The sequence below is a fragment of the Asticcacaulis sp. genome (assembly GCF_047605585.1).
Lineage (GTDB): Bacteria > Pseudomonadota > Alphaproteobacteria > Caulobacterales > Caulobacteraceae > Asticcacaulis.
The window spans coordinates 54,808-77,697 of sequence record NZ_JASGFK010000001.1; the positions used below are offsets into that span (position 1 = coordinate 54,808).

The window sequence follows — 22,890 nt, forward strand, 5'->3', positions numbered from 1 at the left end:
GATCCCGAAACTAACACAGTTTCAAAAATGTCGAAGGCTCAGATGATCCAAAAACCGTTGTTATGCGTATTCTGGCTATTACGGTGCCGTTTCCCCTGTTGCGGTCACCGGGGCGTCCGGACTCCCCCCTCCGGACGCCATTTTTTTGCTCGCATGACCACCGGACAATAAAACTGTCATGATTTGCCCCCTATGACACAACGAGTGTTTCAGGAGCTTGTCATGACCGTTAAATTCGCTGGTAAATCCGTTCTTCGTGGCGCGTGCATGATGGCCTTAGGCTTCATGGCCTTGACGAGCGCACAGGCTCACGCGGACAAACCGCGCAACATCATCGTCTTCGTGGCGGACGGCCTGCGCTACGGTATCGTCAATCACGACACCGCCCCGACCCTGGCTGACGTTCAGAAAAACGGCGTCGATTTCCGCAACTCGCACTCGGTCTACCCCACCGTCACCACCGCCAACGCCTCGGCCATCGCCACCGGCCACGGCATCGGCGACACCGGCGAATGGTCGAATTCCCTGGCCCTGCCGCCGCTGAAATATGAGCCGGGCGCCGTTCACTTCATGGAAAACGATCCGATCCTGAAGGAAACCAACGCAATTTACGGTGGCAACTACCTCAACGAGATGAGCCTGCTCGCCCTCGCCCGCCAGAACCATTATCAGACGGCCGCCATCGGCAAGGAAGGCCCGGTCCTGATCCAGGACATTACCGCCGCCGACGGTATGAGCACCCTCTTCATCGACGACAACACCGGCACCCACTGGGAAAAGGGCCGCGCCATTCCGGTGCCGGCTGATGTGATGCAGGCGATCAAGGACGCCGGGCTGGAAACCGAAGCCCGCGACCGCGGCCTGAACCAGTCCGCCGGCGCCTATAACCTGCCAGGCGTGCAGGTCGCCAATACCTATCAGCAGCAATGGTTCACCGATGTGACGACCAAGGTTGTCCTGCCGCGCTTTGTGGCGTCCGGTCAGCCCTTCGCCCTGGTATACTGGTCGCGCGATCCGGACGGCACCCAGCACAATACCGGCGACAGCCTGAACACACTGTCACCCGGCATCAATGGCCCGACCTCCCTGGCCGCGGTGCGCAACGCCTCCGACAATCTCCAGCGTCTGATCGACAAGCTGAAAGAACTGGGCGTCTACGACAATACCGATATCTTCGTCACCGCCGACCACGGCTTCTCGACCATTTCGCGCCAGTCGAAGACCTCATATGCCCTGAAACACGCCTATCCCGACGACACGGTGAAGGGTTTCCTGCCGGAAGGCTTCCCGGCCATCGACCTGGCCCACGCTCTGAACCTGCCGCTGATCGATGCCTACAAGGTGCCGATCGAACTGGAAAAGGGCGAACATCCGCACAGCTATTCGGCGCTCGGCACCGATGCCGACCATCCGGATGTGCTGGTGGTCGGCTCCGGCGGTTCGGACCTGCTCTATCTCGATCCGGCCAAGGCGAAGGACCTGGCCCCGAAGATCATCGCCGCCCTGACGCAGCAGGACTATGTGGCGGCCCTGTTCGTCGACGATGAACTCGGCCCGATCCCCGGCGCTCTACCGATGAGCGCGGTCGGCCTGCGCGGTTCGGCCCTGACGCCACGCCCGGCCATCTATATCGGCTTCTCGGACTATGTCCTGCCGTCGTGCCTCAAGACCTGGAAGCAGCCGGAACTGTGCTCGGTGATGATCACCGACACCAACCTCCAGCAGGGTCAGGGCAATCACGGCGGCTTCACGCGCGCCAATACGCGCAACTTCATGGCCGCCATCGGTCCGGACTTCAAGGCGGGTTATGCTGACCTGGCGCCGATCTCCAATGCCGACATCACCCCGACCCTGGCCCATATCCTTGGCTTCGATCTGCCGTCGAAGGGCCCGCTCAAGGGCCGCGTCATCAATGAAGCGTTGCTCAACGGCCCGCAAACCACGGACAGCGTGCCGCAGGTAACGCGCTCGGCGCCCGCGGCCAATGGTTTCGTTACCATTCTCGAAGGCCAAAGCGTCGGCGATGAGCATTATTACGACGCCGCCGGCATGCCCGGCCGTGTGGTCGGCCTCAAGACCGAGAAATAGTTTTTTCTTGGTCTTTATGGAAATGTGCCACATAGTCTCTATCTAAAGGCAGAAATCGCCTGAATAATAGGGAAGAGACTATGGCCCGAACCGTCCGGATACGTCGCATCGGCGTTGATGAACTGGAAATTGTGCGCGAACTGGCCCTGATCATCTGGCCTAAATGTTACCGTAACATCATCGGGCCTGACCGGGTCGACGCCATGCTGGCCGTGCTCTATTCAACCGACAATCTCGAACGCGAAATGCGGGAAGAAAAGCACGTCTTCTGGATCGTACGCGTCAATGACCTCGATGTCGGTTACGCCTCCGCCTACATCGAAGGTGACCGCCTGTGGCTGAAAAAACTGTATGTGCGTGATGAATTTCGCGGCCTCGGGCTCGGCAAGGCCCTGATTGACACGGCTCTGGAACACTTTACCGCAGAAGAACTGGCGCTCTATGTCAACAAGGACAATACGCCGGCGATAAACTATTATTTGCGTTCAGGTTTTCAGGTCGAAGCCGAGGTGCCGGTGCAGATGGGCCCCTACCAATTTACCGACTATGTGATGCAGCGGGCGCTTTGAATTAACTTTTTATTAATGAATGACAACGTTAGCCACACGCTAATCTTTACCTTTTATTAGATATACTCGCAATGCGAGAATTCACGGCATATAACAAGCCTGTTACCACTCATTTATCAACTTACCCGCGCACTTTTTCTGTGTTAACCTCTCCTAACGCTTCATTAAAGCGCCGGTGAAAAGAAGTTCGCCCCATTTCTGCACAAATTGTGGAGTCTGATAAAGCTGATCTGAGGTCGAGTCCCTACTCTCATTTAAAAGCCATGGAGCTACGCCATGACCCTCACGCCGCAAACCCGCCCTATCTCCATTTCCGAACTTGATACTGTGCGCGATATCGCCATGCAGGTCTGGCCCAAATCCTACCGGGCCAGCATTCCCCCTGATCAGATCGACATGCTGGTCAGCCAGGCTTTCGATCTCGACCGCCTGGAAGACGAGATCATGAACAAGGGGCACGTCTATTTCGTCATGCGCGTCGGCCGCGTCGATGTCGGCTTCTGCTCGGCGCACTTGGAAGGCACCCGCATCTGGATTACCAAGCTGTGCGTCTTGCAGGATTTCCGTGGCTTCGGCCTCGGCAAGGCTCTGATCCACGCTGCCCAGGACTATTTCAGCCCGGCCGAAGACGTCGTCATGTGCATCCACAAGGATCACGATCCGGCGGTCAATTTCTGCCTGCGCAGCGGTTTCAAGATCGCCCGCGAAATCCCCTCCGATCTGGGGGACCTGACCGACTACGTCATGCACAAGCCCCTGGCGCATGCTCAGCTTTATGCGGCGTGAGCCAATAATTGTCTGATATCCGGCCCGCCGAACCCCGTCTGCCATGTCCACACCAGGAGGGCATGGAGGATGACGGCGGGCCATATCGAACCTGTGCGATAGCGTATCAAGGCACAGCCCAGTCCCAATAGACCCGCACACAACAGAAACGCCGGTGTCATAAACAGGTGCGCGCCCGGCAGGATGAAAAGCGCCTCCACCACATGCCAGGCAGTGAAGGCCAGCACCGCCAGCCCGATCCATAAGCCGGGTCGGCGCGTTTCGCCGCGATCCGGCACCAGCAGACCACGAAAGACCAGCTCCTCGCTAAACGCCGGCACGCACATCACGCTGAGCAGGCGCATGAGCCAGCCACTGGGATGCGGCTGCCAGATGAACAGGCCATTCGGCGCGGCAATCGATACGATAAGGGCCAGGGTCACCGCGCTGATCAGCCCAGATTGCAGCCAGCCTGCCAGGTCAGGCCATGTGAGCAGCGAACGGATCAGGCGACGGATCATCCTGCCGTCTTAAACCTTTTTGCGCAGCGCGTGAACGGCCAGCCAGATCATCAGCAGGACGCCCGATACATCCAGTACGATCTTGCCATAGAGATCAATACCGCTGCCGAAGCCGATGAACAGACATCCAAAATTGCCCCAGACGATCGCGAATGTCATGGCGATCATATGTCCGGTCGTCCACTGCGGCGAGGCCATCCACCCCGGCACAAATCCCATCATCAGCAAGGCCAGAACGACACCCGCCAAAACCGGCACGACGGTCGGCACCTGTGGCGCGGCGCCGAAGGCCAGGACCTCGATGGCGAAGATGCCCCCCGCCACCAACAGGCCGAGCCCCGCCAGCACAAGCGGGTGCGGCGGATTGGCCGGTTTTGCCGGCGCCGCCAGCCGGCGCCGAAACGGCCCGATGGCCAGGCCAATCAGAACGAGGAGGACCACAACGGAAATAATCGCCAGATTTTGCGGCAGATAATAGGGCGGCAGATGGAAGGTATTGGCCCGCGCGATGATATTCCAGCCGTACCAGGCGGCGAATGCGGCCGGCACGAACAGGATCACCAAAGGGATAATGCCCCAGATATTCAGCCACGGGCCATCCTTACGCGTCGGATAGAGCAATTCGCACAATGCCACCGGCACGCAGACCACGAAGATCGCTTCATAAAGCAGGGCCCAGGTGAAATAGACGTAGTTGAAACCAAAGGCGCGGCCGTATTCCACGCCCTTGACCTGCACCACCAGAGACGCGAAGGAGGTCTGCTGGATCAGACATTCCTCAGCCACGGCCAGGGCCAGGGCGAGCAGAACCAGATTGAACCAGCCCAGCCGAAACCGGCGCACGCAGTAGCGCGCCAGCACGGCGCCCGTTCCCCAGATCAGGACTTCCATGATGAAGATGGCCGGAAAGCCAAGCAAGGCACTGACGCGCGTGGCGCCGGGCAGGACCTCGGCAATCAGCGGCGCCATGACCATCAGCGTCAGGGCTGGCAATATCTTGTGTAACCACGATTTTTTCACCGCATCAGGCATGTTTTCGTCTTCCCCGCCCCACATATCTCATGTATAAATATCTTATGTCTAAGATAAATGCAATGCCGAACCCCGGCCGTGAACTGGCCACCGCCGTTATCACCTTTCATGAAACCGTGGCGCGAAGGCTCGGCATGAGCGCGGCGGAAAGCCGTTGCCTGGGCGTTCTGCGCGATCTGGAAGTGGCCACGCCAGGCCAGTTAGCGCAGGCGACCGGCCTGACCACCGGCGCCATCACCGGTATTGTCGACCGTCTGGAAAAAGCCGGATATGCCAGCCGCGCCCCCAATCCCGATGATCGCCGCAGCCTTCTGGTCCGCATCCGCCAGCCGGAAAAAATTGCGGAGATACTCGGACCGATCTACGGCTCACTCAGCGTCGCGATGACGGATATGGCCAGTCAATATACGCCAGAGCAATTAGAGGTCATTGGCCGCTATCTGACTCAAACGATCGACGTGTTGAAGTCCGAAACCGAAAAGCTCAGACACATCTGATGACATCGACGATTTATTTCACCGCCGTATTCATTCGCCAGATAAAGCATAACCTCAGTATAAATTCACACAACAGAATAATGTAACAGCGTTCAATGAACACCGTATGTGTCTAATATACGGCACAAAGATCTATTGAGCCCCATGTCACCAAACCTTCATCTGATTTGTAAGAAAAGTGCCATAAGCGCCGTTAAGCACCCCCTCAGCAAAAACCTTTCATTTACAGCGGTCTAAACGGAAACAACCGTTTTTCCCGGCGGATAACTGCGTCCCTTATGAACGGCATTGCTGTGTACTCTATCACAATGGGGAATGCTTCCTATGAAATTGACCAAATCACTTATCCTGGCCGGCACTGCGCTGACCGGCCTGTTCGTTGCCGGCATGGCGTCGGCGCAGTCCACCGCCACCCAGGAACTGGAAACCACCACCGTCGTCGTAAAAGGCGCCGGTAAGAAGTCGGCCGCCGGTCTCGGCGTCGAGCAAACCGTCACCAAGACCCGCTCGTCGATCACGTCGGATTATCTCGACACCCAGGCACCCGGCTCACCGCTCGATGCGATCAACCTGCTGCCGGGCGTAAACTTCACCGACCAGGACGCCACAGGTTCGGTGGGTTTTGATATCACCCTGCGCGGCTTTGATTCACAACGCATCGCCCTCATCCTCGATGGCATGCCCCTGAACGATACTGGCAACTACGCCATCTATCCGACCATGAATATCGACAGCGAACTCTACTCACGCATCGACGTAAATCTGGGCAGCACCGATGTCGACAGCCCCACAGCAGCAGCCGGCGGCGGCACCGTCAACTTTGTCACCAAAAAGCCGTCCGAGAAAATGGGCTTCCAGGTCAAGGAAACGCTTGGCGACAACAGCTATCACCGTGAATTTCTGCGTTTCGACAGCGGCAAGTTCGGTCCCTGGGGCACCACCGCCTACCTCACCTATTCCAACCTGATTTCGGACAAGTGGAAGGGCTACGGTTCGGTCAAGCGCCAGCAATATAATGGCGGCCTCTACCAGCCCTTCGGTGACAAAGGCGATTTCGTCTCGTTGAACTTCACCTATAACCGCAGCCGCAATAACAGCTATTATGATGTCAGCGCATCGGAATACACTTCCGACTATGACATGGACTTCGCCGGCACGATCAATTCATCGACGTCAACAGCGACCGGTTCCAGCTCCGGCGCCTATTACGGCTGGAAGATCAACCCGACCGACAACGGCAGTCTGCGCCTCCAGTCGAAGTTCCACCTGCGTGACAACCTGGTTCTGACGATTGACCCCAGCTTCCAGTACACCAAGGCCGACGGCGGCACCCAAGTCTATCTGCTGGATGAAAGCACCGGCAAGATCGGCTCGCAGATCTACAGCCAGTTGATCAATTATGACGCCAATGGCGACGGCACGATTGGTTCGGAATATGTGTTCTACCCCAGCCTGACTCGCACCAAGCGCTATACGCTGAACAGCTCGCTGATCTGGTACCTCAACGACACCAACACCCTGCGCGTTGCCTATACCTATGATCATGGCGATCACCGCCAGACCGGCGCCACCACCTTCCTGACCAGCGACCTGAGCATTCCGGACCCGCTATCAAAGGACGACAGCTACGCCGTGATCGGCTCGGACGGCCAGCAGATCCAGCGTCGCAACCGCCAGTCTTATGCCGATCTCAGCCAGTTCGCCATCACCTACGGTGGCTACTTCTTCGACAACAAGCTGAAGGTCGATCTGGGCTTGCGCATTCCGGACTTCAAGCGCGAGCTGAACAACTACTGCTACCAAGCCGCAAGCTACGCCTATTGCGAACCGACCGATCCGGGCGACACCACCGTTTTCGGCACCAGCGCCCTGAAATCCGGCGCATACCAAGCTGCCACCAGCTTCAAGGTCGATTACCAGAAGTACCTGCCGAACCTGGGGGTGAGCTACAAGATCGCCGACCACCAGTCGATCTATGCCAGCTATTCGGAAATGATATCGGCGCCGCGTACCGATTCCCTGTACTCACTAACCACGCCGAATCTGCAACCGGAAACCTCCCAGACCTTCGATCTGGGCTATCGCTACTCATCGCCTCTGATCAGCGCTTCGGCCTCATTGTGGAAGACCGACTTCCAGCACCGCATCGAAACCGGCTGGGATGAAGAACTGCAGCTTTCTATCGCCACGGATGTCGGCAACGCCCGCATGACCGGTGCCAATGCCGAAATTGGCGTTCGCCCGCTGAAGGGACTGAACCTCTATGCGTCGGCCTCCTATACCAAGACGGAGATGCTGAACGACTACGAGTATGCCGCCGGTAAGTACGATTACACCAAGGGCATGCAACTGGGTAAGGTGCCGCGCCTGATGTACGCCTTCAACGCGGATTACAAGATCGGCGACTGGCAATTCGGCCTGAATGGCAAATATACCGGCAAGCGTTATGCCTCTTTGGCGAACGTCGATTACGCCCCGGCCTACACCTTGTGGAACGCCGATGTGCAGTACAAGCTCGGCAAGGTCGGACCGCTTAACGAAACCTACCTGCGTCTGAACATCAAGAACCTGTTCGACGTGCAGTACAAGGCTCAGATATATTCGGGCAATGCCTTCTACGACAGCGGCAACTATTACTATCCGGGTCAGTCGCGCACAGCCATGCTGACGCTCGATACCCGTTTCTGATCTTCGGGCAGACTTGACTATGACGCCTCCCGGTTTTGCCGGGAGGCGTTTTTTATTGGCTGTCCGTCGGCTTGAAGGCATCCGCCTGGGTTTGCGCCGCATGAACATCGAAACCCGACATCTGCTTTTTCAGGGCTTCGACGGCTTTTTGCGCATCCTCGTTTTTCTGGGCCGCTGACAGAAGATACCACATCAGGGCCGTCTTGCGGTCCTGCGGCACACCCTGGGCATTTTCATACATGGCGCCCAGCTGGTACTGAGCATCGTCATCGCCTTGCGCGGCCGATAGCCGCAGCCATTTCAGCGCCTCGACATAGTCCGCCTTGACGCCATACCCCTTGGCATAGAGGTACCCCACCTTGTACTGTCCCGGCGCATAGCCCTTGTCCGCGGCCTTCTGATACCATTTGAGCGCCTGACCGTAATCGCTGGGCAGGAACCAGCCATAGAAATAGCTGCTTCCGAGCTTGACCTGGCCCAGGCTGCTTCCGTTCATCGCCGCCAGGGCGAAGTATTTGAAAGCTTCTCCATCGTCCGTCGGACCGGCTATACCTTCATCGTAAAAACGCCCCATGGCCAACTCACCACCGATGCAGTCTTCGTCCGCCGCCGCCTGGTACCATTTCCGTGCTTGCGACAGGTCCTTGGGTTGCCCGCTCTCTCCTTTTTCGTAAATGCGCCCCATGGCGTACAGGCCACCGCACTCCTTCACCTCGGCCGCCTTACGATAATTTTCCAAGGCCAGCCCCGCATCCTTGGCCACGCCCTCACCATTTCTGTACATATCGCCCAGGGCACTATAGCCATAGCCATCTCCCTGCTCGGCCGCACGACGATACAAAGCCATCGCCTGAACATAGTCCTTAGCGACGCCCCGACCTGAATAGTAGAGATCACCCAAATGATTAAGCGCACGGGCAAAGTTCTGATCCGCTGAAAGCTTGTACCATTTGGCTGCTTCCGCGTCGTCTTCGTCGACACCTTCGCCATTCTCGTACATCCAGCCGACGCTGTACTGGCCATCGGCATTGTTCTGGGCGGCCGCCTGACGATAGAGCTTCAATGCCATCGCCGGATCCCGGCTCACACCACTGCCCGAAACATAGAGGTCGCCAAGATCGACCTCAGACTGGGCGTCGCCGGTGGCCGCGGCCTTGTCCAGCCATTTGAAGGCCAGGTCGTAATCCGCCTGCACACCCTTGCCGCGATAATAGATCTCTCCCAGTTCATCCATGGCCCGCACATCGCCGACCTCGGCCTTTTTAGTCAATTCATCGATATTCGGCGAGGTGTCGGCAGTTTCGCCCGAGATCGCACGCATGGGCAAAACAACCAGCGCCAGAACGGCACAGGTCACGGACAGTATGGCAGATTTCATGATATTCCCCCTCGATAGCCTTATGAGCATAGACCAGATTCCGGCACCTGTCTCCCGCACTCTGCAACCGGAAGTGAAAGCTTTTGCGGCCGCCCCTTCCGGCCCCCTTTAAATTGGGTTAAGAAGGGCCACATAAGGACGGCGTTGGGGGCGCGTTTGGCAGTCTCCCGCGCATCGGGCAACAAAGGAGCGCCTTTCATGAAATTTACGCGTATTCTCGGTCTTGTCGCTGCCGCCGGTCTTGCGCTGAGCCTCGTCGGCTGCGGGGTCAATAATATCCCCACCAAGGAAGAACAGGCCAAGCAATCCTGGGCCGATGTCCAGAACGCCTACCAGAACCGCGCCGACCTGATCCCTAACCTCGTCGCCACCGTCAAGGGCGCCGCCGCCCACGAAGAAGGCACCCTGACCGCCGTGGTCGAGGCCCGCGCCAAGGCGACCTCGGTGACGGTCGACGCCTCGACGATCAGCGATCCGGAAAAGTTCAAACAGTTCCAGCAGTCGCAGGACGGCCTGTCCTCGGCGCTCGGCCGCCTGATGGTCATTCAGGAGCAGTACCCCAACCTGAAGGCCAATGAGAACTTCCTGACCCTGCAAAGCCAGATCGAAGGCGTCAATAATCGTATCACCATTGCGCGCCGCGACTATAACGCCGCCGCCACGCAATATAACCTCAGCCTGCGCACCTTTCCGAGCGTGATCTGGGCGAAGACCCTCTATGGCTCCAGCAAGCCGATGGAACTCTTCACCGCCCAGGCCGGTGCCGAAACGGCGCCGGTCGTCAGCTTCGACAAGCCGGCCGCCCCGGCCGCCGCAGCTTCGAACTAAGTCGCCAGCAAGGCCACCCGGATGAACCGTTTACTCAAACCCTTCTGGGTGGTCTTGGCTGTGCTTATCGCCAGCCTTTGGGGTAATGCGGCTTTTGCCGAACCCAAATATCCCGATCTGAATAACCAGCGCGTCGTCGATGATGCGCACCTGCTATCCGATGCCACCAAACAGGACCTGACCGCCAAGCTGAAGGGCCTGGAAGACGCCACCACCGATCAGGTGGTCATCGTCACCGTGCCGGATCTGCAGGGCTATGAGATTTCCGATTACGGCTATCAACTGGGCCGCCATTGGGGCATCGGCCAGAAGGCCGGCGGACCGGCGGCTTCCAATGGCCAGACCTACAAGGATAACGGCATTCTGCTGATCGTCGCGCCCAATGAGCGTAAGGTCCGCATCGAGGTCGGCTACGGTCTGGAACCGGTGATGACCGACGCCCTGTCGTCTCTGATCATCCAGCGAGCCATCCTGCCGGAGTTCAAGGCGGGCAATTACGAGGCCGGCATCGTGGCGGGCACCGACCAGATCATTGCGCAGCTGGCGCAGGATCGCGGCGTTGCTATCCAGAAGGCACAGGCCGCCCAGGCGGCGGCCGATACTGGCAATGACCGGAAAGGCGGCATTCCCCTGCCCCTGCTGATCTTCATCATCATCATCTTCGTGCTGTTCTCACGCGGCTGGCTGCCCTGGTTCCTGCTCGGCAATATCCTGGGTGGCGGCGGACGCGGCGGTGACTGGGGTGGCGGTGGCGGCTTCGGCGGCGGCGGTGGTTTCAGTGGCGGCGGCGGCTCGTTCGGCGGCGGCGGCAGTTCGGGAAGCTGGTAACATGACCTTGAAAATCGACCATAGCCGCATCAATGCGGCCATCGCCAAAGCAGAGGTGAATACGTCCGGCGAGATCACCTGCGTCATCAAAACCAAGGCGCTCGATTACGGCGAGACCCCGCTTGGCTGGGCGGCAGTGACCGCCTTTATCGCGCCCCTGCTGCTGGCGACCTTCGGCGCCCTGCCGCATGAATGGCTGGAGCCTTTGCTGACCCGCATCTTCGGCTGGAACGGCCTTGGCGTCAGTGGCGATTTCGCCGACTGGGAAGTCCTGATCAGCTATGGCTTCTTGCAGGTCATCGTGTTTGCCATCGTCTACGCGCTGATCCGCTTCACCGGTCTGAAACTGATCCTCACGCCCAAGGCCACGCGCAACCGCAAGGCCCACCAGAAGGCGATGGAGCAGTTCTATGCCCGCGGCCTGCACCTGACCCAGGGCCAGACCGGCGTCATGATCTTCTGCGCGCTGGAAGAACATTTTGTCGAGGTCATCGCCGATCAGGGCATCTATGCCAAGGTCGATAAGAGCCTGTGGAACGACACCATCGCGGCCCTGCTCAAACATGTGAAGGATGGCGACCTGACCAGCGGTTTCGAGGCCGCCGTTGAAAAGTGCGGCGAAGCCCTGGCCGCCCACTTCCCGCCGGGCGAGGACAATCCCAACGAACTGCCGGATGTGCTGATCGAGATTTAGGCTAGTCTTGAAGGGGAAAGACGGTTAAAGACGCCGGCCCTTCTCCCCAAAGGTCGCTCCCATGTCTCGCCCCTATTGCGGTATCGATTTCGGTACATCCAACTCTGCTGTCTGCGTCGGTCAGGGCGAGCGCCTGCAACTGGTGCCGATCGAAGGCGAGTCGGTTACCCTGCCCTCGGCCATCTTCTTCAACTTCGAAACCGACCAGACCGTGATCGGCCGCGCCGCCATCGCGCAATATCTTGACGGCTACGAAGGCCGGCTGATGCGCGCGCTGAAATCGATCCTTGGTTCCTCGCTGATCAAGGAAACGACGCAGATCGGCAGCGGTCGCAAGGATTTCCGCGCCATTATCGGCCTCTATATCGCCGAGCTGAAGCGCCGCGCCGAGGCCTTTGCCGGCGAAACCATAGAAGACGTGGTGCTGGGCCGTCCGGTCCATTTCGTCGATGGCGACGAGGTGGCCGATGCCCGCGCCGAAGCCGAACTGCGCGGCATTGCCGAGGCGCAAGGCTTCACAAACATCAGCTTTGAATACGAGCCACTGGCGGCGGCGCGCGACTATGCGCAAGCGCTCGACCGCGAGGAAATCGTTCTGGTGGTCGATATCGGCGGCGGCACGTCCGACTTCTCGGTACTGCGCCTGGGCAGCGGAAAGCGCGATATCCTGGCCAATGCCGGCGTCCATATCGGCGGTACCGACTTCGATACCCGCCTCAGCCTGGAAACCGCCATGCGCGATCTCGGTTTCCGCGGACGGCTGAAGAACGGCAATGAGATGTCGAGCCAGCCCTATGTGCAGCTAGCCACCTGGCACCTGATCAACTTCCTCTATACGCAGAAGGCCATGACCTCCCTGCGCCAGACCCACTATCTGTCGGGCGAACGCGAAAAGACGGCGCGCCTGCTGGAGGTGATCGAACGTCAGGCCGGTCACGATATCGCCAACCGCATCGAAAAGGCCAAGATCGCGCTCTCTGACTCTGAGACGACGACCGTCGATTTCACGACCATCGATCCGGACTGGCAACTGGATATCAGCCGCGAAACCCTGGCCAGCAGTGTCGAAAAGGAAGTCAGCAAGGTCGTGGCCACGGCGCTGGAAACCGTTATCGAGCGGGCGGGATTGGCGCCTGAGGCCATCCAGACCCTGTTCATGACGGGTGGCTCGACGGCTTTGCCCGGTTTTGAAGCCGCGATGCAGGCGGCTTTCCCGTCCGCACGGATGCACTATGGCGACCGCTTCTCCTCCGTTGCCAGCGGTCTGGGCCTGGCAGCGAAAGAGCGGTTCGCTGGTTGACGTCATAAGTGAGTTCACGCACAAAAAGGCATGGCCCCTAAAACAAATGAATACCGCATCAGCTTCGGCAATCAGTCAGCGTTTGTCTGGGTCTGGCTGCGAAAAAATTGGATGGGTAAGAGAAATCGCCAGCGCTTCATGATCTACACAGGCATTATATGCCTGCTGATGCTTTTCGGCATGGCGCCTTCCTACGGTCAGCTGTCCACAGGCCTTGGCAACTACCTTATATGGTTCGCCATACTCATGCTCTTGGTATTCGCCATCAGTGCCGCAGTCATGGCCGGCGTAATGGTCTTTATTCTCGGCCCCTTGCTTATTTTTGCCTGGCAATCTGTGAGCTACCTGTTCGGGCCAGCTTCAAAACGCAGGCAGAGCGTCGCTCTTTCCGCTTCCGGCCTGACAAAGCACGTCGGTGAAACCTCCAGCCATCTGGAGTGGAACCAGATATTTGATCTGGTGGAAACGCCCGGGACACTTCTTCTGTTCACAAATCCGAACTGCGCCATGATCGTTCCCAAGTACGCGTTTACATCTCCCGAATAAGCCGATCGGTTTACAAAAACGGTTCAATCGAATTACACGAACGCTAAAAGCGTTTTCTGAAATTCCGCATTTCCCGCTTGCGCACCTGCATGTGTTAATGTATCAGCACGATAACACACTACTACGGTGACACAGTGGCGCTCAACGACGGCAAAATCAGCAGGCAGGACTCCGACGCACTCGCCGAAGCGCTGCTCGGTCTGGAATCGATCGAGGAGGTCAAGGCCTTTCTCGATGACCTGTGCACGCCATCGGAACTGCGCGCCTTTGCCGAACGTTTCAAGGTGGCCCGCCTGCTCGATGCCGGCGATCTGAGCTACCGCGAAATTTCCGAGCGCACCGGCGCCAGCACCACGACGGTCACCCGCGTGGCCCGGTTCCTGCGCGAAATGCCACATCAGGGTTACCGGCTTGTGCTGGATAAACTGAAGACGAAGTAAGAAACCCCACCACCGCGCCTTCGGTGCGGTCCCCCTCCCCGACAAGCGGGGAGGTACAGAGACAAGAGTAGGTTATGACTGAACCCCGCTTACGCATTGCTGTTCAAAAATCCGGCCGTCTGGCGGATCGCTCGGGCGAGTTGATCTCCGGTGCGGGCCTGCGCATCATCAAGGGCGCCAACGAACTGCTGTACCGCATCGAAAATCAGCCAATCGACCTGCTGCGCGTGCGTGACGACGACATCCCGACCTTCGTGGCCGACGGCGTCGCCGAACTGGGCATCGTCGGCTACAATGTGCTGGCCGAGCACTTTCCGGACCGCGATCTGGAAGACATGATCGTTCAACGTCTGGGCTTCGGTTCCTGCACGCTGAAAATCGCCGTACCGAACGATGTCGATTACACCGGCCCGAAATGGCTGGAAGGCAAGCGTATCGCCACCTCCTATCCCAATATCCTCGGCAAATGGCTGAAGGACAACGGCGTCACGGCCGAGATCGTCGAGATGCGCGGCGCGGTCGAAGTGGCCCCCCGCATGAAGATCGCCCAGGCCATCTGCGATCTGGTCTCGACCGGCGCGACCCTGGAAGCCAACGGCATGAAGGCCACCGATCTGGTGCTGAAATCCGAAGCCGTGCTGATCAAGGCGCCGCATGCCCCGCCGCCGGAACTGGCCCATACCTATGACATGCTGCTGCGCCGCTTCGATGGCGTCACGGCCTCGACCGGCGCCAAGTACGTCATGATGAACGCCCCCAAGGCGCATCTCGACGAGATCATCCGCATGATCCCCGGCGCCGATGCTCCGACGATCATGCAACTGGCCGGGCGCGAGGATACGGTCGCCATCCATGCGGTCTGCCAGGAAAACGTGTTCTGGGACACGCTGGATAAACTGAAAGCGGCCGGCGCCTCGGCGATCCTGGTCCTGCCGATTGAGAAGATGATGAAGTGAGGCGAGGAGCCTCTGAGTAACGATGAAGACCTTTGTCTGGAAAAATCTGAACGCCACTGAGCGCAAGGCGGCCCTGGCGCGCCCGGAAAACCGCCGCGATGCGCGTGTGGCAGAGACTGTCCGCACCATATTTGACGACGTGGACGCACGCGGTTTTGCCGCCGTCTCCGACTGGTCGGTCAAGCTCGATGGCCACGCCCCGCGCTATGTGAAACTGGACCGTGCCACGGTCGATGCCGCACGCTCAAGTCTGACCACCGAAGATTTGGCGGCCATGGAACTGGCGGTCGAAAATGTCCGCGCCTTCCAGCAAGCCGAACTGCCCACCGACGGTCCGCTGATCGCGCCGAAACCGGGGCTCAGCCTGCAACGCGTCTATCGCCCGATCACCACGGCCGGGCTTTATATCCCCGGCGGCACCGCGCCGCTGTTCTCGACCCTGATCATGACCGCCGTGCCCGCGCTTGTGGCCGGCGTGCCCAACCGTGTCTGTGTCATGCCACCGGCGCGCGATGGCTCAATCCACCCCATGATGATTGCCACCGCTGCCGCTTCCGGCCTGGAAGACATGTGGCTGGTCGGCGGCGCGCACGCCATTGCCGGTCTGGCGCTCGGCGCCTTTGAAGGCACGCCCCCCGCCGACAAGCTGTTCGGACCGGGCAACAAGTATGTCGCCGAAGCCAAACGTCTGGCCACGGAGCGTGTCTCTGGTCTGGCCATCGACATGCCGGCCGGGCCTTCCGAACTGCTGGTCATTGCCGATGACACCGCCCATGTAAAACTGGTCGCCGCAGACCTCCTGTCACAGGCCGAGCACGATGCCGACGCGCAGGTGATCCTGGTGGCGCTCTCAGCCGAAATCGCCGCGAAGATCGATGCCGAGGTCGAGGCGCAGGTGTCGCGCCTGCCGCGCGAAACCATCGCCCGCGCCTCGCTGGAACAGGCCCGCCTGTTTGTCGTGTCGTCGCTTAGCGAAGCCGCCGAGGTCTCCAACCTCTACGGCCCGGAACACCTGGCGATCCAGGTGGTTGACGTCGATGCTCTGATCCCGCAATTGACCGCCGCCGGCACCATCTTCGCCGGCACCTATGCCGCCGAAACCTTCGGCGACTATGCCGCGGGCCCCAGCCACGTCCTGCCGACCGATGGCGCCGCACGCGCCTGGGACGGCATCACGGTCCGCTCGTTCCTGACCAGCTTTGTCGTCCAGAAAGCGACCCGTGAAGGGGCCGCCGCCATCGCCCCCGCCGCCGCCCGCCTCGCCCGTCTCGAAGGCCTTGAGGCCCACGCGCTGGCAGCTGACTTTAGATTGGAAGTTTAGATGTTTAACTCGCCCTTCTCTTCCCTGAACGCCTCCGGTTCCGGTCTGGAATCCCTGCCTCCCTCGCTGGAACCCCTGCGCGAGCGCATGGCCGATTATTACGGCGTCGAGGCGCACCAGCTGATGGTAACGCGCGGCGCTTCGCACGCCATGGAAATCCTGATGCGCCGCCTGCGCGTGCATGGCCACGAGTTCCTGTGGGCCAATAACGACCACTATCTGGAAGACCTGTGCGGCGTCTATAACCTGAGCATCCGCAAGCCGCCTGAAAACGGCCCTCTCAGCAAGGGCGGCGGTTTCTACCTCGTCCACAATCCGCGCCAGACCGACGGCAAGGCGTGGAGCCTGACCGCTGCGCGCGCCCTGGCGGTTGATCTGTTCCCGACCCTGCTGGTGATCGACGAAAGCTATTTCGACGCCTGCACGGCCCCTAGCCTGGTCGAGCTGGCAACCGTCGAGCCCAATGTGGTCGTGCTGAAAAGCCTGTCCTACCTGTTCGGCATGGCCGGAGCCCGTGTCGGCGCCCTGATCGCCAACACCAAGACCCTGCAGGGCCTGCTGAAGTTCTGCGAACCGCACCCGCTGCCGACGCCTTCGGTCCGCGCCGCCGAAGCCGCCTTGTCGCCATCCCGCGCGCTTACCCTGCAATCGCGCGTCGACCTGATCCGCAACGAGCAGGACCGCGTGCGCGAGGCCCTGTCGCGATCGAAGCAACTGGAGAGCTTCGATCTCAATGACGGCCCCTTCATGCTGTTGCGCCCGAAAGCCCTGCTGCAGACCCAGACGGCGCTCAAGCGATTGGGCCTGAGTCCGCAGGTGACGCCGACCGGATTGCTGCTGGCGCTGGGCGATGTCGCCACCAATAACCGAATCTTACGTGCCCTCGATGTGGCGCCGGCCGACAAGGCACCGCGCGTCGGCGAAATCCTGCGCGACACCAAGGAAACCAGGATCTCGGTGCAGGTCAATCTCGACCAGCCAAAGCCGGTCAAGGTTCATACCGGTGTCGGCTTCTTCGATCATATGCTCGATCAGGTGGCCACGCATGGCGGCTTCTCGCTGCAACTGGCCTGTGAAGGCGACCTCGAAATCGATGCCCACCATACGGTTGAGGACTGTATGCTGGCCTTCGGTCAGGCGCTGAAGATCGCGCTCGGTGATCGCGTCGGCATGGCGCGCTTCGGCTTTGTCCTGCCGATGGACGAGACCGAGGCCAAGGTCTCGATCGATCTCGGCGGCCGTCCGTTCTGCGTCTTCAAGGGCGAGTTCCAGTCCACGCATATCGGTGACTACCAGACGGAAATGACCGCGCACGCCTTCCGTTCGCTGTCGGAAACGCTTGGCGCCTCGATCCATGTCGAGGTCACCGGCGGCAACGACCACCACAAGACGGAAGCCTGTTTCAAGGCGCTCGGCCGCGCCCTGCGTCAGGCGACACGCATCGAAGGCGACGCCCTGCCCTCCACGAAAGGCATGTTGGCCTAGTGATTACCGTTATTGAAATCGGCTGCGCCAATACCGCCTCCGTTCTGTTTGCCCTGGAACGACTGGGTGCGGAAGCCCGTCTCAGCTCCGATCCGGCGGAAATCGCGGCAGCGTCGAAAGTGGTCCTGCCCGGCGTCGGCGCAGCGGGCTTCGCCATGTCGCGCATCCATGAATTGGGCCTGTTCGACACCATCCGTGGCCTGAAAGTGCCCCTGCTCGGCGTCTGCCTCGGCCAGCAACTGCTGTTTGAAGGGTCGGAAGAAGGCGATGTCTCGTGCCTCGGCCTGATCCCCGGAAAGGTCACGAAAATGACCGCCACGCCCGATATGGTGGTGCCGCATATGGGCTGGAACCAACTGGAGGTCCTCAAAGACGATCCGCTGACCGCCGGTCTGGAAAACGGGGACTTCGCCTATTTCGTCCATAGTTTTGTCTGCCCGGTCAATGACTTCACCCTGGCCACCAGCACCTATGGCGCGCCCTTCGCTGCCATGGTGCGCAAAGGCAATGTGTTCGGCTGCCAGTTCCACCCGGAGCGTTCCAGTGCGACGGGTGCCCGGATTTTAGAGAATTTTCTGCGAGTAGACCTGTGATCCTTTACCCTGCCATCGACCTGATCAACGGCGAATGCGTCCGCCTGGCGCAGGGGCGTTTCGATGCCGTGACGAAATACGATTCCGATCCGTTCAAGCGCCTGGCCCTCTTCAATGAGGAGTTCGCGCAATGGGTTCATATCGTCGACCTGGACGGCGCCAAGGCCGGCTCACCGCAACAGCACGAACTGATCGGCCGCCTGGCCCGTGCGTCGCGCGCGAAAATCCAGACTGGCGGCGGCGTGCGTACTCGCGAACACGTCCAGACCCTGCTGGACCAGGGCGTTTCAGCGGTCGTGGTCGGCTCGGCCGCGGTCAAGAATCCGGAAGAGGTGCGCGGCTGGTTGCGCGATTTTGGCAAGGACCGCATTACGCTGGCGCTAGACGTCTTCCCGAGTATTAATCATCCCGATCATGAGATGTTCTTTCATGTAGCAACACATGGCTGGGTCGAAGGGTCAGGTTTAGACCTATTTGAGGTGCTCGACTACTATCCGTTCGGCGTGGCCCAACGCATATTGGTCACCGATGTGTCGCGCGACGGCATGCTGATGGGGCCGAACATGGACCTGATGAAAGCCCTGCGCAAGAAGCGTCCCGATCTTGAAATCCAGGCCTCCGGCGGGGTGAAATCCGTGGAAGACCTCTATGATCTCAAGGCCTTGGGCGTCCATGGCGCCATTGTGGGCAAGGCCATATATGAAGGGATTATCGATCTGAAAGCGGCCCTCAATGTTGGCTAGACGCATCATCCCCTGTCTCGATGTCAAGGACGGCAAGGTCGTCAAGGGCGTGCAGTTTGTCGGCCACGAAGTGCTCGGCGATGCCGTCGATATGGCCCTGCGCTATCGCGATGAAGGCGCCGACGAGCTGGTACTTTACGATATCACCGCCTCCGCCGAAGGCCGCACGGTCGATTACAACTGGGTGTCCCAGATCGCCCGCGCCCTCGATATTCCCTTCTGTGTGGCGGGCGGCATTCGCTCGGCCGAACAGGCGGTGAAATGCCTGAACAGCGGCGCCGACAAGGTCTCGATCAATTCGCCAGCGCTCGAACGCCCGGACCTGATCAACGAACTGGCGGAAATGGCCGGCTCGCAGTGCGTGGTCGTCGGTATCGACAGCCGCGAGATGGACAATGACTACTATGTCCACCAGTATTCCGGCGATCCCGACAAGATCCGTCAGGCCGGGCGTCGCACGCTCGACTGGGTGGTCGAGGCGAAAAACCGCGGTGCCGGCGAGATCGTGCTCAACTGCATGAACCAGGACGGCGTGCGCAAGGGCTATGATATCAAGCAGTTGCGGCTGGTGCGCGACCTGATCGACATTCCGCTGGTCGCCTCCGGCGGTGCCGGCGCGCCCGAGCATTTCGAAGAGGTATTCGATCAGGCCGACGTTTCCGGCGCCCTGGCCGCCAGCGTGTTCCACAAGAAAATCATTGCCATTCCGGACCTGAAGCGCGACCTTCGCGCCGCCGGAATAGCCGTACGGATTTAAAATGCCCGAAGCTCACAAACTGCCCAATCCGCTGACCATCGCCGATATCGACCGGATCGATTTCGCCAAGGGCGACGGCCTCGTGCCCGCCGTGGTGCAGGACGCCGATACCCTCCAGGTTTTGATGCTCGGCTATATGAACGCCGAAGCCCTGAAAGCCACCCTGCAAGGCGGATTGGTCACCTTCTGGTCGCGCTCGAAGAACCGCCTGTGGAAGAAGGGCGAGACCTCCGGCGATACGCTGGAACTCGACCGCATCCTGACCGATTGCGACGAGGATGCCCTGCTTGTCTATGCCCGCCCGAATGGCCCGACCTGTCACACCAAGACCACCTCCTGCTTCGGCCATGAAGACGCCCCTGGCATCGGCTTTATGGGCCATCTGGCCCATGTGGTGAAGGATCGCGCCCAGGCTTCCCCGGCCGACAGCTATACCGCCCGCCTGATGCAGAAGGGCGTCGCCAAGATCGCCCAGAAGGTGGGTGAGGAAGGCCTGGAGACCGCCCTGGCTGGTCGCGCCGGTGATCTCGACGAACTGCATAACGAGGCCGCTGACCTGCTCTATCACCTGTCGGTCCTGTTGATGGCGCGCGACACAAAACTGGAAAACGTTCTGGATATCCTGCGCGAACGCCACAAAGGCTGATTTACAGATCACGCCATTTGTGATCAGTTAGGTTGCATATTCCCGGGGCTATCGCCTTTATGGCCAAACATCATATTCTCGTCGGCGCCAACGCCATGTTTTCACCGCGTGGCCGCATCAACCGCCTGCAATTCGTGCTGAATTTCTGGGCCTGTCAGGTGCTGATCTTCATCATCTGGTTCGGTGTCGCCATCCTGCCCGATGCCCTGAGCGACGAATGGGCGGCGCGCCTTGACCAGCCCATGACCTGGCTGACCATGGTGCTGACGGTCCTGCTCTATTACGCCCTGTTTTGCCTGTGTGCCACGCGCCTGCACGATATCGGCTTCTCGGCCTGGCTGGGCCTGATCCTGTTCGCCGGGTTCATCCCCGGCCTGCTCAGCAGTGTCGGCGGCGACCTCATCGAATCCGCCGGCCTGACCGACATGCTCAACTTCGTCGCCTTCCTCGGCAATCTGGCGGTTCTGATACTGGGGATCGCGCTTTCCGTCTGGCCTGGACAGCCAGACGAAAACATGTACGGCCCGTCTCCAGACGCCCCCGCTGCCTAATCCTGCAGATTTTGACCGATGGCACGCCGGATCGCCCTGCGCTGTTCCGGCGTGATATTGCCCTGGATTCCACGCACTTCAGGCGCCAGATGCCCCCCCCTCTCGCCACTGAAGACAAGATGCTCGAACATAGCTTTCCACGCCCGCTTCTGGTCGGCAGGCAGGTCACGCAGCCCCAGCATGGCCAGCATCAATACCTGCATCGGCGCACCCATTTCGGCGCCCGCCGTGTTCCACCAGTAATTGACCTGTACATTCAGATCTTCGCTCGAAGAGACATGGTGCCACCACATATAGGGCACATAAAGCGCGTCCCCCGGCGCCAGATCAGCCACCACGGCATTGCCCAAGGCCTCGCGGAATCGTGGATGCGCCTCGAAGTCCGGATTTTCCAGTGAAGCCATGGCCGTCGGCACCCCGGAAACCGTGGCTTCCAGTGGCCCCATATAGAGGTTCGCGGTCTGCGCAGGCGGGAAAAGGACGAATCGCTTCCGTCCCGCCACCAGGCAGGCCAGGTTATAGTTGATGTCGAAATGGGTCTGGGTCACCGAACGGTTGCCGATCCAGATGCGCGGCTCCGCGCCCGGTACATCGAGCGGGTTTTCCGCCTTGAACCGTGGCAAAAAGTCCTTCAGCGGCGCCGACTGGATATAGATATGCTCCGCCTCCGGCTTACCGCGCAGAGCGTTCAGGCGATCGAGCGTGACCGCCAGCGGCAGGGGGGCGCGCTGAAAATTGAAGCCGCCGTTCCGTCCCTTCTGCGGCAGGTCGCCGTAAAAATACTTGCCGTCCCCGCCCGGCGCCTGACGGAAAGTTTCCGCCGGAATACCGGCATCGCAGGCCTTCAGATAGGCAATCAGCTCGGATGTCGACCGGCGCGCCACCGCCACTGCCGGCCAGTCATTGACCAGTCCCTTGAGGATCAAAGGCGTTTCCTGCCCGGCCAGTAACGCCACCGCCTCACCCGGGCGAACATCGTGGCGGATATCAACGGAAGGAAAATCCATGCAGGCCTGCCTCACAATACCCGTTGGTGCCCATTGGTGATAGAGCAAAGGCCGGGGAGCGGCAACCTCTTTACAGGCCGGCCCGCCAGGCATAGCCTGCCTCTGACGGAGGCCTTTTCATGATCGCATTCCTCTTTTCGCCGAAGGGCCGGATCAGCGGCACGCAGTTCTTCTCCAGCCTCGCCATACTGATGCTGGTCATGGTGATAATCGGCTTTGGCCTGGGCACCGTACCGGCGGTCAATGGACCGATCGTGCTGAGCGTCTGCTGGGTTCTGCTGGCCTGGCCGCTGGCCTGCCTGGTGATCAAGCGCCTGCACGACACCGGCCGTTCGGCGCTTTGGCTGTGGGGACTGGCGCCGCAACCGCTCATCGCCTGCCTGTCACTTGCCATGGGGGGCTTTATGCCGGCCGGCCTGCTCTGGCTGATGACCCTGCTGGGCGTGCTGGCCAACCTGGCCTGCTGGAGCCTGCTGTTTTTCCTGGCGCTGAAGCCCGGTGACGAAGGCGATAACGATTACGGTGCCGATCCCCATCAGCGTGACCGGATTAACGCAGCCGAAACTTAATCGGCGACAGCGATTGCCCTATAGTCCGAACTAGGCCATGGTTAATACCGCATGCCTGCGTCTAGTCGGGCCACTTGATCACCAGCCT

24 protein-coding genes are annotated in these 22,890 nt (G+C 60.0%); 20 read left to right on the forward strand and 4 right to left on the reverse strand.

Annotated elements, in window-relative coordinates; all coding sequences use genetic code 11:
* Positions 1–222 precede the first annotated feature (222 nt).
* The 3 genes from QM647_RS00320 (at position 223) to QM647_RS00330 (ending at position 3,443) form a co-directional block, all read left to right on the forward strand.
* Complete coding sequence (locus QM647_RS00320) at positions 223–2,088, forward strand: alkaline phosphatase family protein (RefSeq protein WP_414993475.1); 1,866 nt, start codon at positions 223–225, stop codon at positions 2,086–2,088.
* Positions 2,089–2,168: 80 nt separating this feature from the next.
* Complete coding sequence (locus QM647_RS00325; RefSeq protein WP_414993476.1) at positions 2,169–2,657, forward strand: GNAT family N-acetyltransferase; 489 nt, start codon at positions 2,169–2,171, stop codon at positions 2,655–2,657.
* Positions 2,658–2,933: 276 nt separating this feature from the next.
* Positions 2,934–3,443: a GNAT family N-acetyltransferase gene (locus tag QM647_RS00330; RefSeq protein ID WP_414993477.1), complete on the forward strand. Its 510-nt coding sequence runs from the start codon at positions 2,934–2,936 to the stop codon at positions 3,441–3,443.
* Here QM647_RS00330 and QM647_RS00335 read toward each other — a convergent pair.
* Positions 3,431–3,943 (reverse strand): type II CAAX prenyl endopeptidase Rce1 family protein, encoded by a 513-nt coding sequence (locus QM647_RS00335; protein ID WP_414993478.1) that lies wholly within the window; start codon positions 3,941–3,943, stop codon positions 3,431–3,433. The two genes, QM647_RS00330 and QM647_RS00335, sit on opposite strands and share 13 nt — an antisense overlap.
* A 9-nt stretch (positions 3,944–3,952) precedes the next feature.
* The gene (locus QM647_RS00340) at positions 3,953–4,975 is read right to left on the reverse strand and encodes a hypothetical protein (RefSeq protein WP_414993479.1); all 1,023 of its coding nucleotides are present in this window, start codon (positions 4,973–4,975) and stop codon (positions 3,953–3,955) included.
* A gap of 62 nt (positions 4,976–5,037) precedes the next feature.
* Between QM647_RS00340 and QM647_RS00345 the strand changes: the two genes are divergently transcribed.
* Together QM647_RS00345 and QM647_RS00350 are read left to right on the forward strand one after the other, a co-directional pair.
* A complete protein-coding gene (locus tag QM647_RS00345; protein WP_414993480.1) occupies positions 5,038–5,472 on the forward strand; it encodes a MarR family winged helix-turn-helix transcriptional regulator in 435 nt (144 codons plus the stop codon).
* A gap of 324 nt (positions 5,473–5,796) precedes the next feature.
* Positions 5,797–8,160 carry a TonB-dependent receptor domain-containing protein gene (locus QM647_RS00350; RefSeq protein ID WP_414993481.1) on the forward strand — a complete coding sequence of 788 codons (2,364 nt, stop codon included), beginning with the start codon at positions 5,797–5,799 and terminating at the stop codon, positions 8,158–8,160.
* Between the two features lie 52 nt (positions 8,161–8,212).
* Here QM647_RS00350 and QM647_RS00355 read toward each other — a convergent pair whose 3' ends face one another.
* On the reverse strand, positions 8,213–9,538 hold the full coding sequence (locus tag QM647_RS00355) for a tetratricopeptide repeat protein (protein WP_414993482.1): 1,326 nt from the start codon (positions 9,536–9,538) through the stop codon (positions 8,213–8,215).
* A 198-nt stretch (positions 9,539–9,736) separates the two neighbouring features.
* Between QM647_RS00355 and QM647_RS00360 the strand changes: the two genes are divergently transcribed.
* The 14 genes from QM647_RS00360 to QM647_RS00425 all read left to right on the forward strand — a co-directional run bounded on the left by QM647_RS00360 (position 9,737) and on the right by QM647_RS00425 (position 21,226).
* Positions 9,737–10,366, forward strand: a complete 630-nt coding sequence (locus QM647_RS00360; RefSeq protein ID WP_414993483.1) for a LemA family protein — start codon at positions 9,737–9,739, stop codon at positions 10,364–10,366.
* Positions 10,367–10,387: 21 nt separating this feature from the next.
* Complete coding sequence (locus QM647_RS00365; protein ID WP_414993484.1) at positions 10,388–11,194, forward strand: TPM domain-containing protein; 807 nt, start codon at positions 10,388–10,390, stop codon at positions 11,192–11,194.
* Between the two features lies 1 nt (position 11,195).
* Positions 11,196–11,888, forward strand: a complete 693-nt coding sequence (locus QM647_RS00370; protein ID WP_414993485.1) for a TPM domain-containing protein — start codon at positions 11,196–11,198, stop codon at positions 11,886–11,888.
* Positions 11,889–11,949: 61 nt separating this feature from the next.
* Positions 11,950–13,188, forward strand: coding sequence for an Hsp70 family protein (locus tag QM647_RS00375; RefSeq protein WP_414993486.1), 1,239 nt, complete (start codon positions 11,950–11,952; stop codon positions 13,186–13,188).
* Positions 13,189–13,218: 30 nt separating this feature from the next.
* A complete protein-coding gene (locus tag QM647_RS00380; RefSeq protein ID WP_414993487.1) occupies positions 13,219–13,734 on the forward strand; it encodes a YcxB family protein in 516 nt (171 codons plus the stop codon).
* Between the two features lie 134 nt (positions 13,735–13,868).
* Positions 13,869–14,174: a YerC/YecD family TrpR-related protein gene (locus tag QM647_RS00385; RefSeq protein WP_414993488.1), complete on the forward strand. Its 306-nt coding sequence runs from the start codon at positions 13,869–13,871 to the stop codon at positions 14,172–14,174.
* Positions 14,175–14,248: 74 nt separating this feature from the next.
* Entirely contained in the window at positions 14,249–15,130 is an 882-nt protein-coding gene (gene hisG, locus QM647_RS00390; RefSeq protein WP_414993489.1) for an ATP phosphoribosyltransferase, read from the forward strand.
* Positions 15,131–15,152: 22 nt separating this feature from the next.
* A complete protein-coding gene (gene hisD / locus QM647_RS00395; protein ID WP_414993490.1) occupies positions 15,153–16,451 on the forward strand; it encodes a histidinol dehydrogenase in 1,299 nt (432 codons plus the stop codon).
* Entirely contained in the window at positions 16,452–17,936 is a 1,485-nt protein-coding gene (hisB, locus tag QM647_RS00400) for an imidazoleglycerol-phosphate dehydratase HisB (protein WP_414993491.1), read from the forward strand. It begins immediately after the preceding gene.
* Complete coding sequence (gene hisH, locus QM647_RS00405) at positions 17,936–18,529, forward strand: imidazole glycerol phosphate synthase subunit HisH (protein ID WP_414993492.1); 594 nt, start codon at positions 17,936–17,938, stop codon at positions 18,527–18,529. Before hisB ends, hisH begins: the two co-directional genes overlap by 1 nt.
* Entirely contained in the window at positions 18,526–19,272 is a 747-nt protein-coding gene (gene hisA, locus QM647_RS00410; protein ID WP_414993493.1) for a 1-(5-phosphoribosyl)-5-[(5-phosphoribosylamino)methylideneamino]imidazole-4-carboxamide isomerase, read from the forward strand. Before hisH ends, hisA begins: the two co-directional genes overlap by 4 nt.
* Positions 19,262–20,029, forward strand: coding sequence for an imidazole glycerol phosphate synthase subunit HisF (gene hisF / locus QM647_RS00415; protein WP_414993494.1), 768 nt, complete (start codon positions 19,262–19,264; stop codon positions 20,027–20,029). The genes hisA and hisF overlap by 11 nt, the downstream gene beginning before the upstream one ends.
* Position 20,030: 1 nt before the next feature.
* Positions 20,031–20,675 (forward strand): bifunctional phosphoribosyl-AMP cyclohydrolase/phosphoribosyl-ATP diphosphatase HisIE, encoded by a 645-nt coding sequence (hisIE, locus tag QM647_RS00420; RefSeq protein WP_414993495.1) that lies wholly within the window; start codon positions 20,031–20,033, stop codon positions 20,673–20,675.
* A gap of 59 nt (positions 20,676–20,734) precedes the next feature.
* Positions 20,735–21,226: a DUF805 domain-containing protein gene (locus tag QM647_RS00425; RefSeq protein ID WP_414993496.1), complete on the forward strand. Its 492-nt coding sequence runs from the start codon at positions 20,735–20,737 to the stop codon at positions 21,224–21,226.
* Here the strand turns inward: QM647_RS00425 and QM647_RS00430 are convergent.
* Positions 21,223–22,233, reverse strand: coding sequence for a cupin-like domain-containing protein (locus QM647_RS00430; protein WP_414993497.1), 1,011 nt, complete (start codon positions 22,231–22,233; stop codon positions 21,223–21,225). The genes QM647_RS00425 and QM647_RS00430 overlap by 4 nt on opposite strands.
* Positions 22,234–22,352: 119 nt before the next feature.
* On the opposite strand from QM647_RS00430, the gene QM647_RS00435 reads away from it, so the two are divergent.
* Complete coding sequence (locus QM647_RS00435; protein WP_414993498.1) at positions 22,353–22,802, forward strand: DUF805 domain-containing protein; 450 nt, start codon at positions 22,353–22,355, stop codon at positions 22,800–22,802.
* Positions 22,803–22,890: the final 88 nt, after the last annotated feature.

Coding starts and splice junctions, on each gene's coding strand:
- QM647_RS00355 (WP_414993482.1), bottom strand. CDS start 9,538: ATGAAATCTGCCATACTGTCCGTGACCTGTGCCGTTCTGGCGCTGGTT.
- hisG (WP_414993489.1), top strand. CDS start 14,249: ATGACTGAACCCCGCTTACGCATTGCTGTTCAAAAATCCGGCCGTCTG.
- QM647_RS00350 (WP_414993481.1), top strand. CDS start 5,797: ATGAAATTGACCAAATCACTTATCCTGGCCGGCACTGCGCTGACCGGC.
- QM647_RS00320 (WP_414993475.1), top strand. CDS start 223: ATGACCGTTAAATTCGCTGGTAAATCCGTTCTTCGTGGCGCGTGCATG.
- hisD (WP_414993490.1), top strand. CDS start 15,153: ATGAAGACCTTTGTCTGGAAAAATCTGAACGCCACTGAGCGCAAGGCG.
- hisF (WP_414993494.1), top strand. CDS start 19,262: ATGTTGGCTAGACGCATCATCCCCTGTCTCGATGTCAAGGACGGCAAG.
- QM647_RS00330 (WP_414993477.1), top strand. CDS start 2,934: ATGACCCTCACGCCGCAAACCCGCCCTATCTCCATTTCCGAACTTGAT.
- QM647_RS00340 (WP_414993479.1), bottom strand. CDS start 4,975: ATGCCTGATGCGGTGAAAAAATCGTGGTTACACAAGATATTGCCAGCC.
- hisIE (WP_414993495.1), top strand. CDS start 20,031: ATGCCCGAAGCTCACAAACTGCCCAATCCGCTGACCATCGCCGATATC.
- QM647_RS00335 (WP_414993478.1), bottom strand. CDS start 3,943: ATGATCCGTCGCCTGATCCGTTCGCTGCTCACATGGCCTGACCTGGCA.
- QM647_RS00425 (WP_414993496.1), top strand. CDS start 20,735: ATGGCCAAACATCATATTCTCGTCGGCGCCAACGCCATGTTTTCACCG.
- QM647_RS00365 (WP_414993484.1), top strand. CDS start 10,388: ATGAACCGTTTACTCAAACCCTTCTGGGTGGTCTTGGCTGTGCTTATC.
- QM647_RS00360 (WP_414993483.1), top strand. CDS start 9,737: ATGAAATTTACGCGTATTCTCGGTCTTGTCGCTGCCGCCGGTCTTGCG.
- QM647_RS00325 (WP_414993476.1), top strand. CDS start 2,169: ATGGCCCGAACCGTCCGGATACGTCGCATCGGCGTTGATGAACTGGAA.
- hisB (WP_414993491.1), top strand. CDS start 16,452: ATGTTTAACTCGCCCTTCTCTTCCCTGAACGCCTCCGGTTCCGGTCTG.
- QM647_RS00345 (WP_414993480.1), top strand. CDS start 5,038: ATGCCGAACCCCGGCCGTGAACTGGCCACCGCCGTTATCACCTTTCAT.
- QM647_RS00370 (WP_414993485.1), top strand. CDS start 11,196: ATGACCTTGAAAATCGACCATAGCCGCATCAATGCGGCCATCGCCAAA.
- QM647_RS00435 (WP_414993498.1), top strand. CDS start 22,353: ATGATCGCATTCCTCTTTTCGCCGAAGGGCCGGATCAGCGGCACGCAG.
- QM647_RS00430 (WP_414993497.1), bottom strand. CDS start 22,233: ATGGATTTTCCTTCCGTTGATATCCGCCACGATGTTCGCCCGGGTGAG.
- QM647_RS00375 (WP_414993486.1), top strand. CDS start 11,950: ATGTCTCGCCCCTATTGCGGTATCGATTTCGGTACATCCAACTCTGCT.
- QM647_RS00380 (WP_414993487.1), top strand. CDS start 13,219: ATGGCCCCTAAAACAAATGAATACCGCATCAGCTTCGGCAATCAGTCA.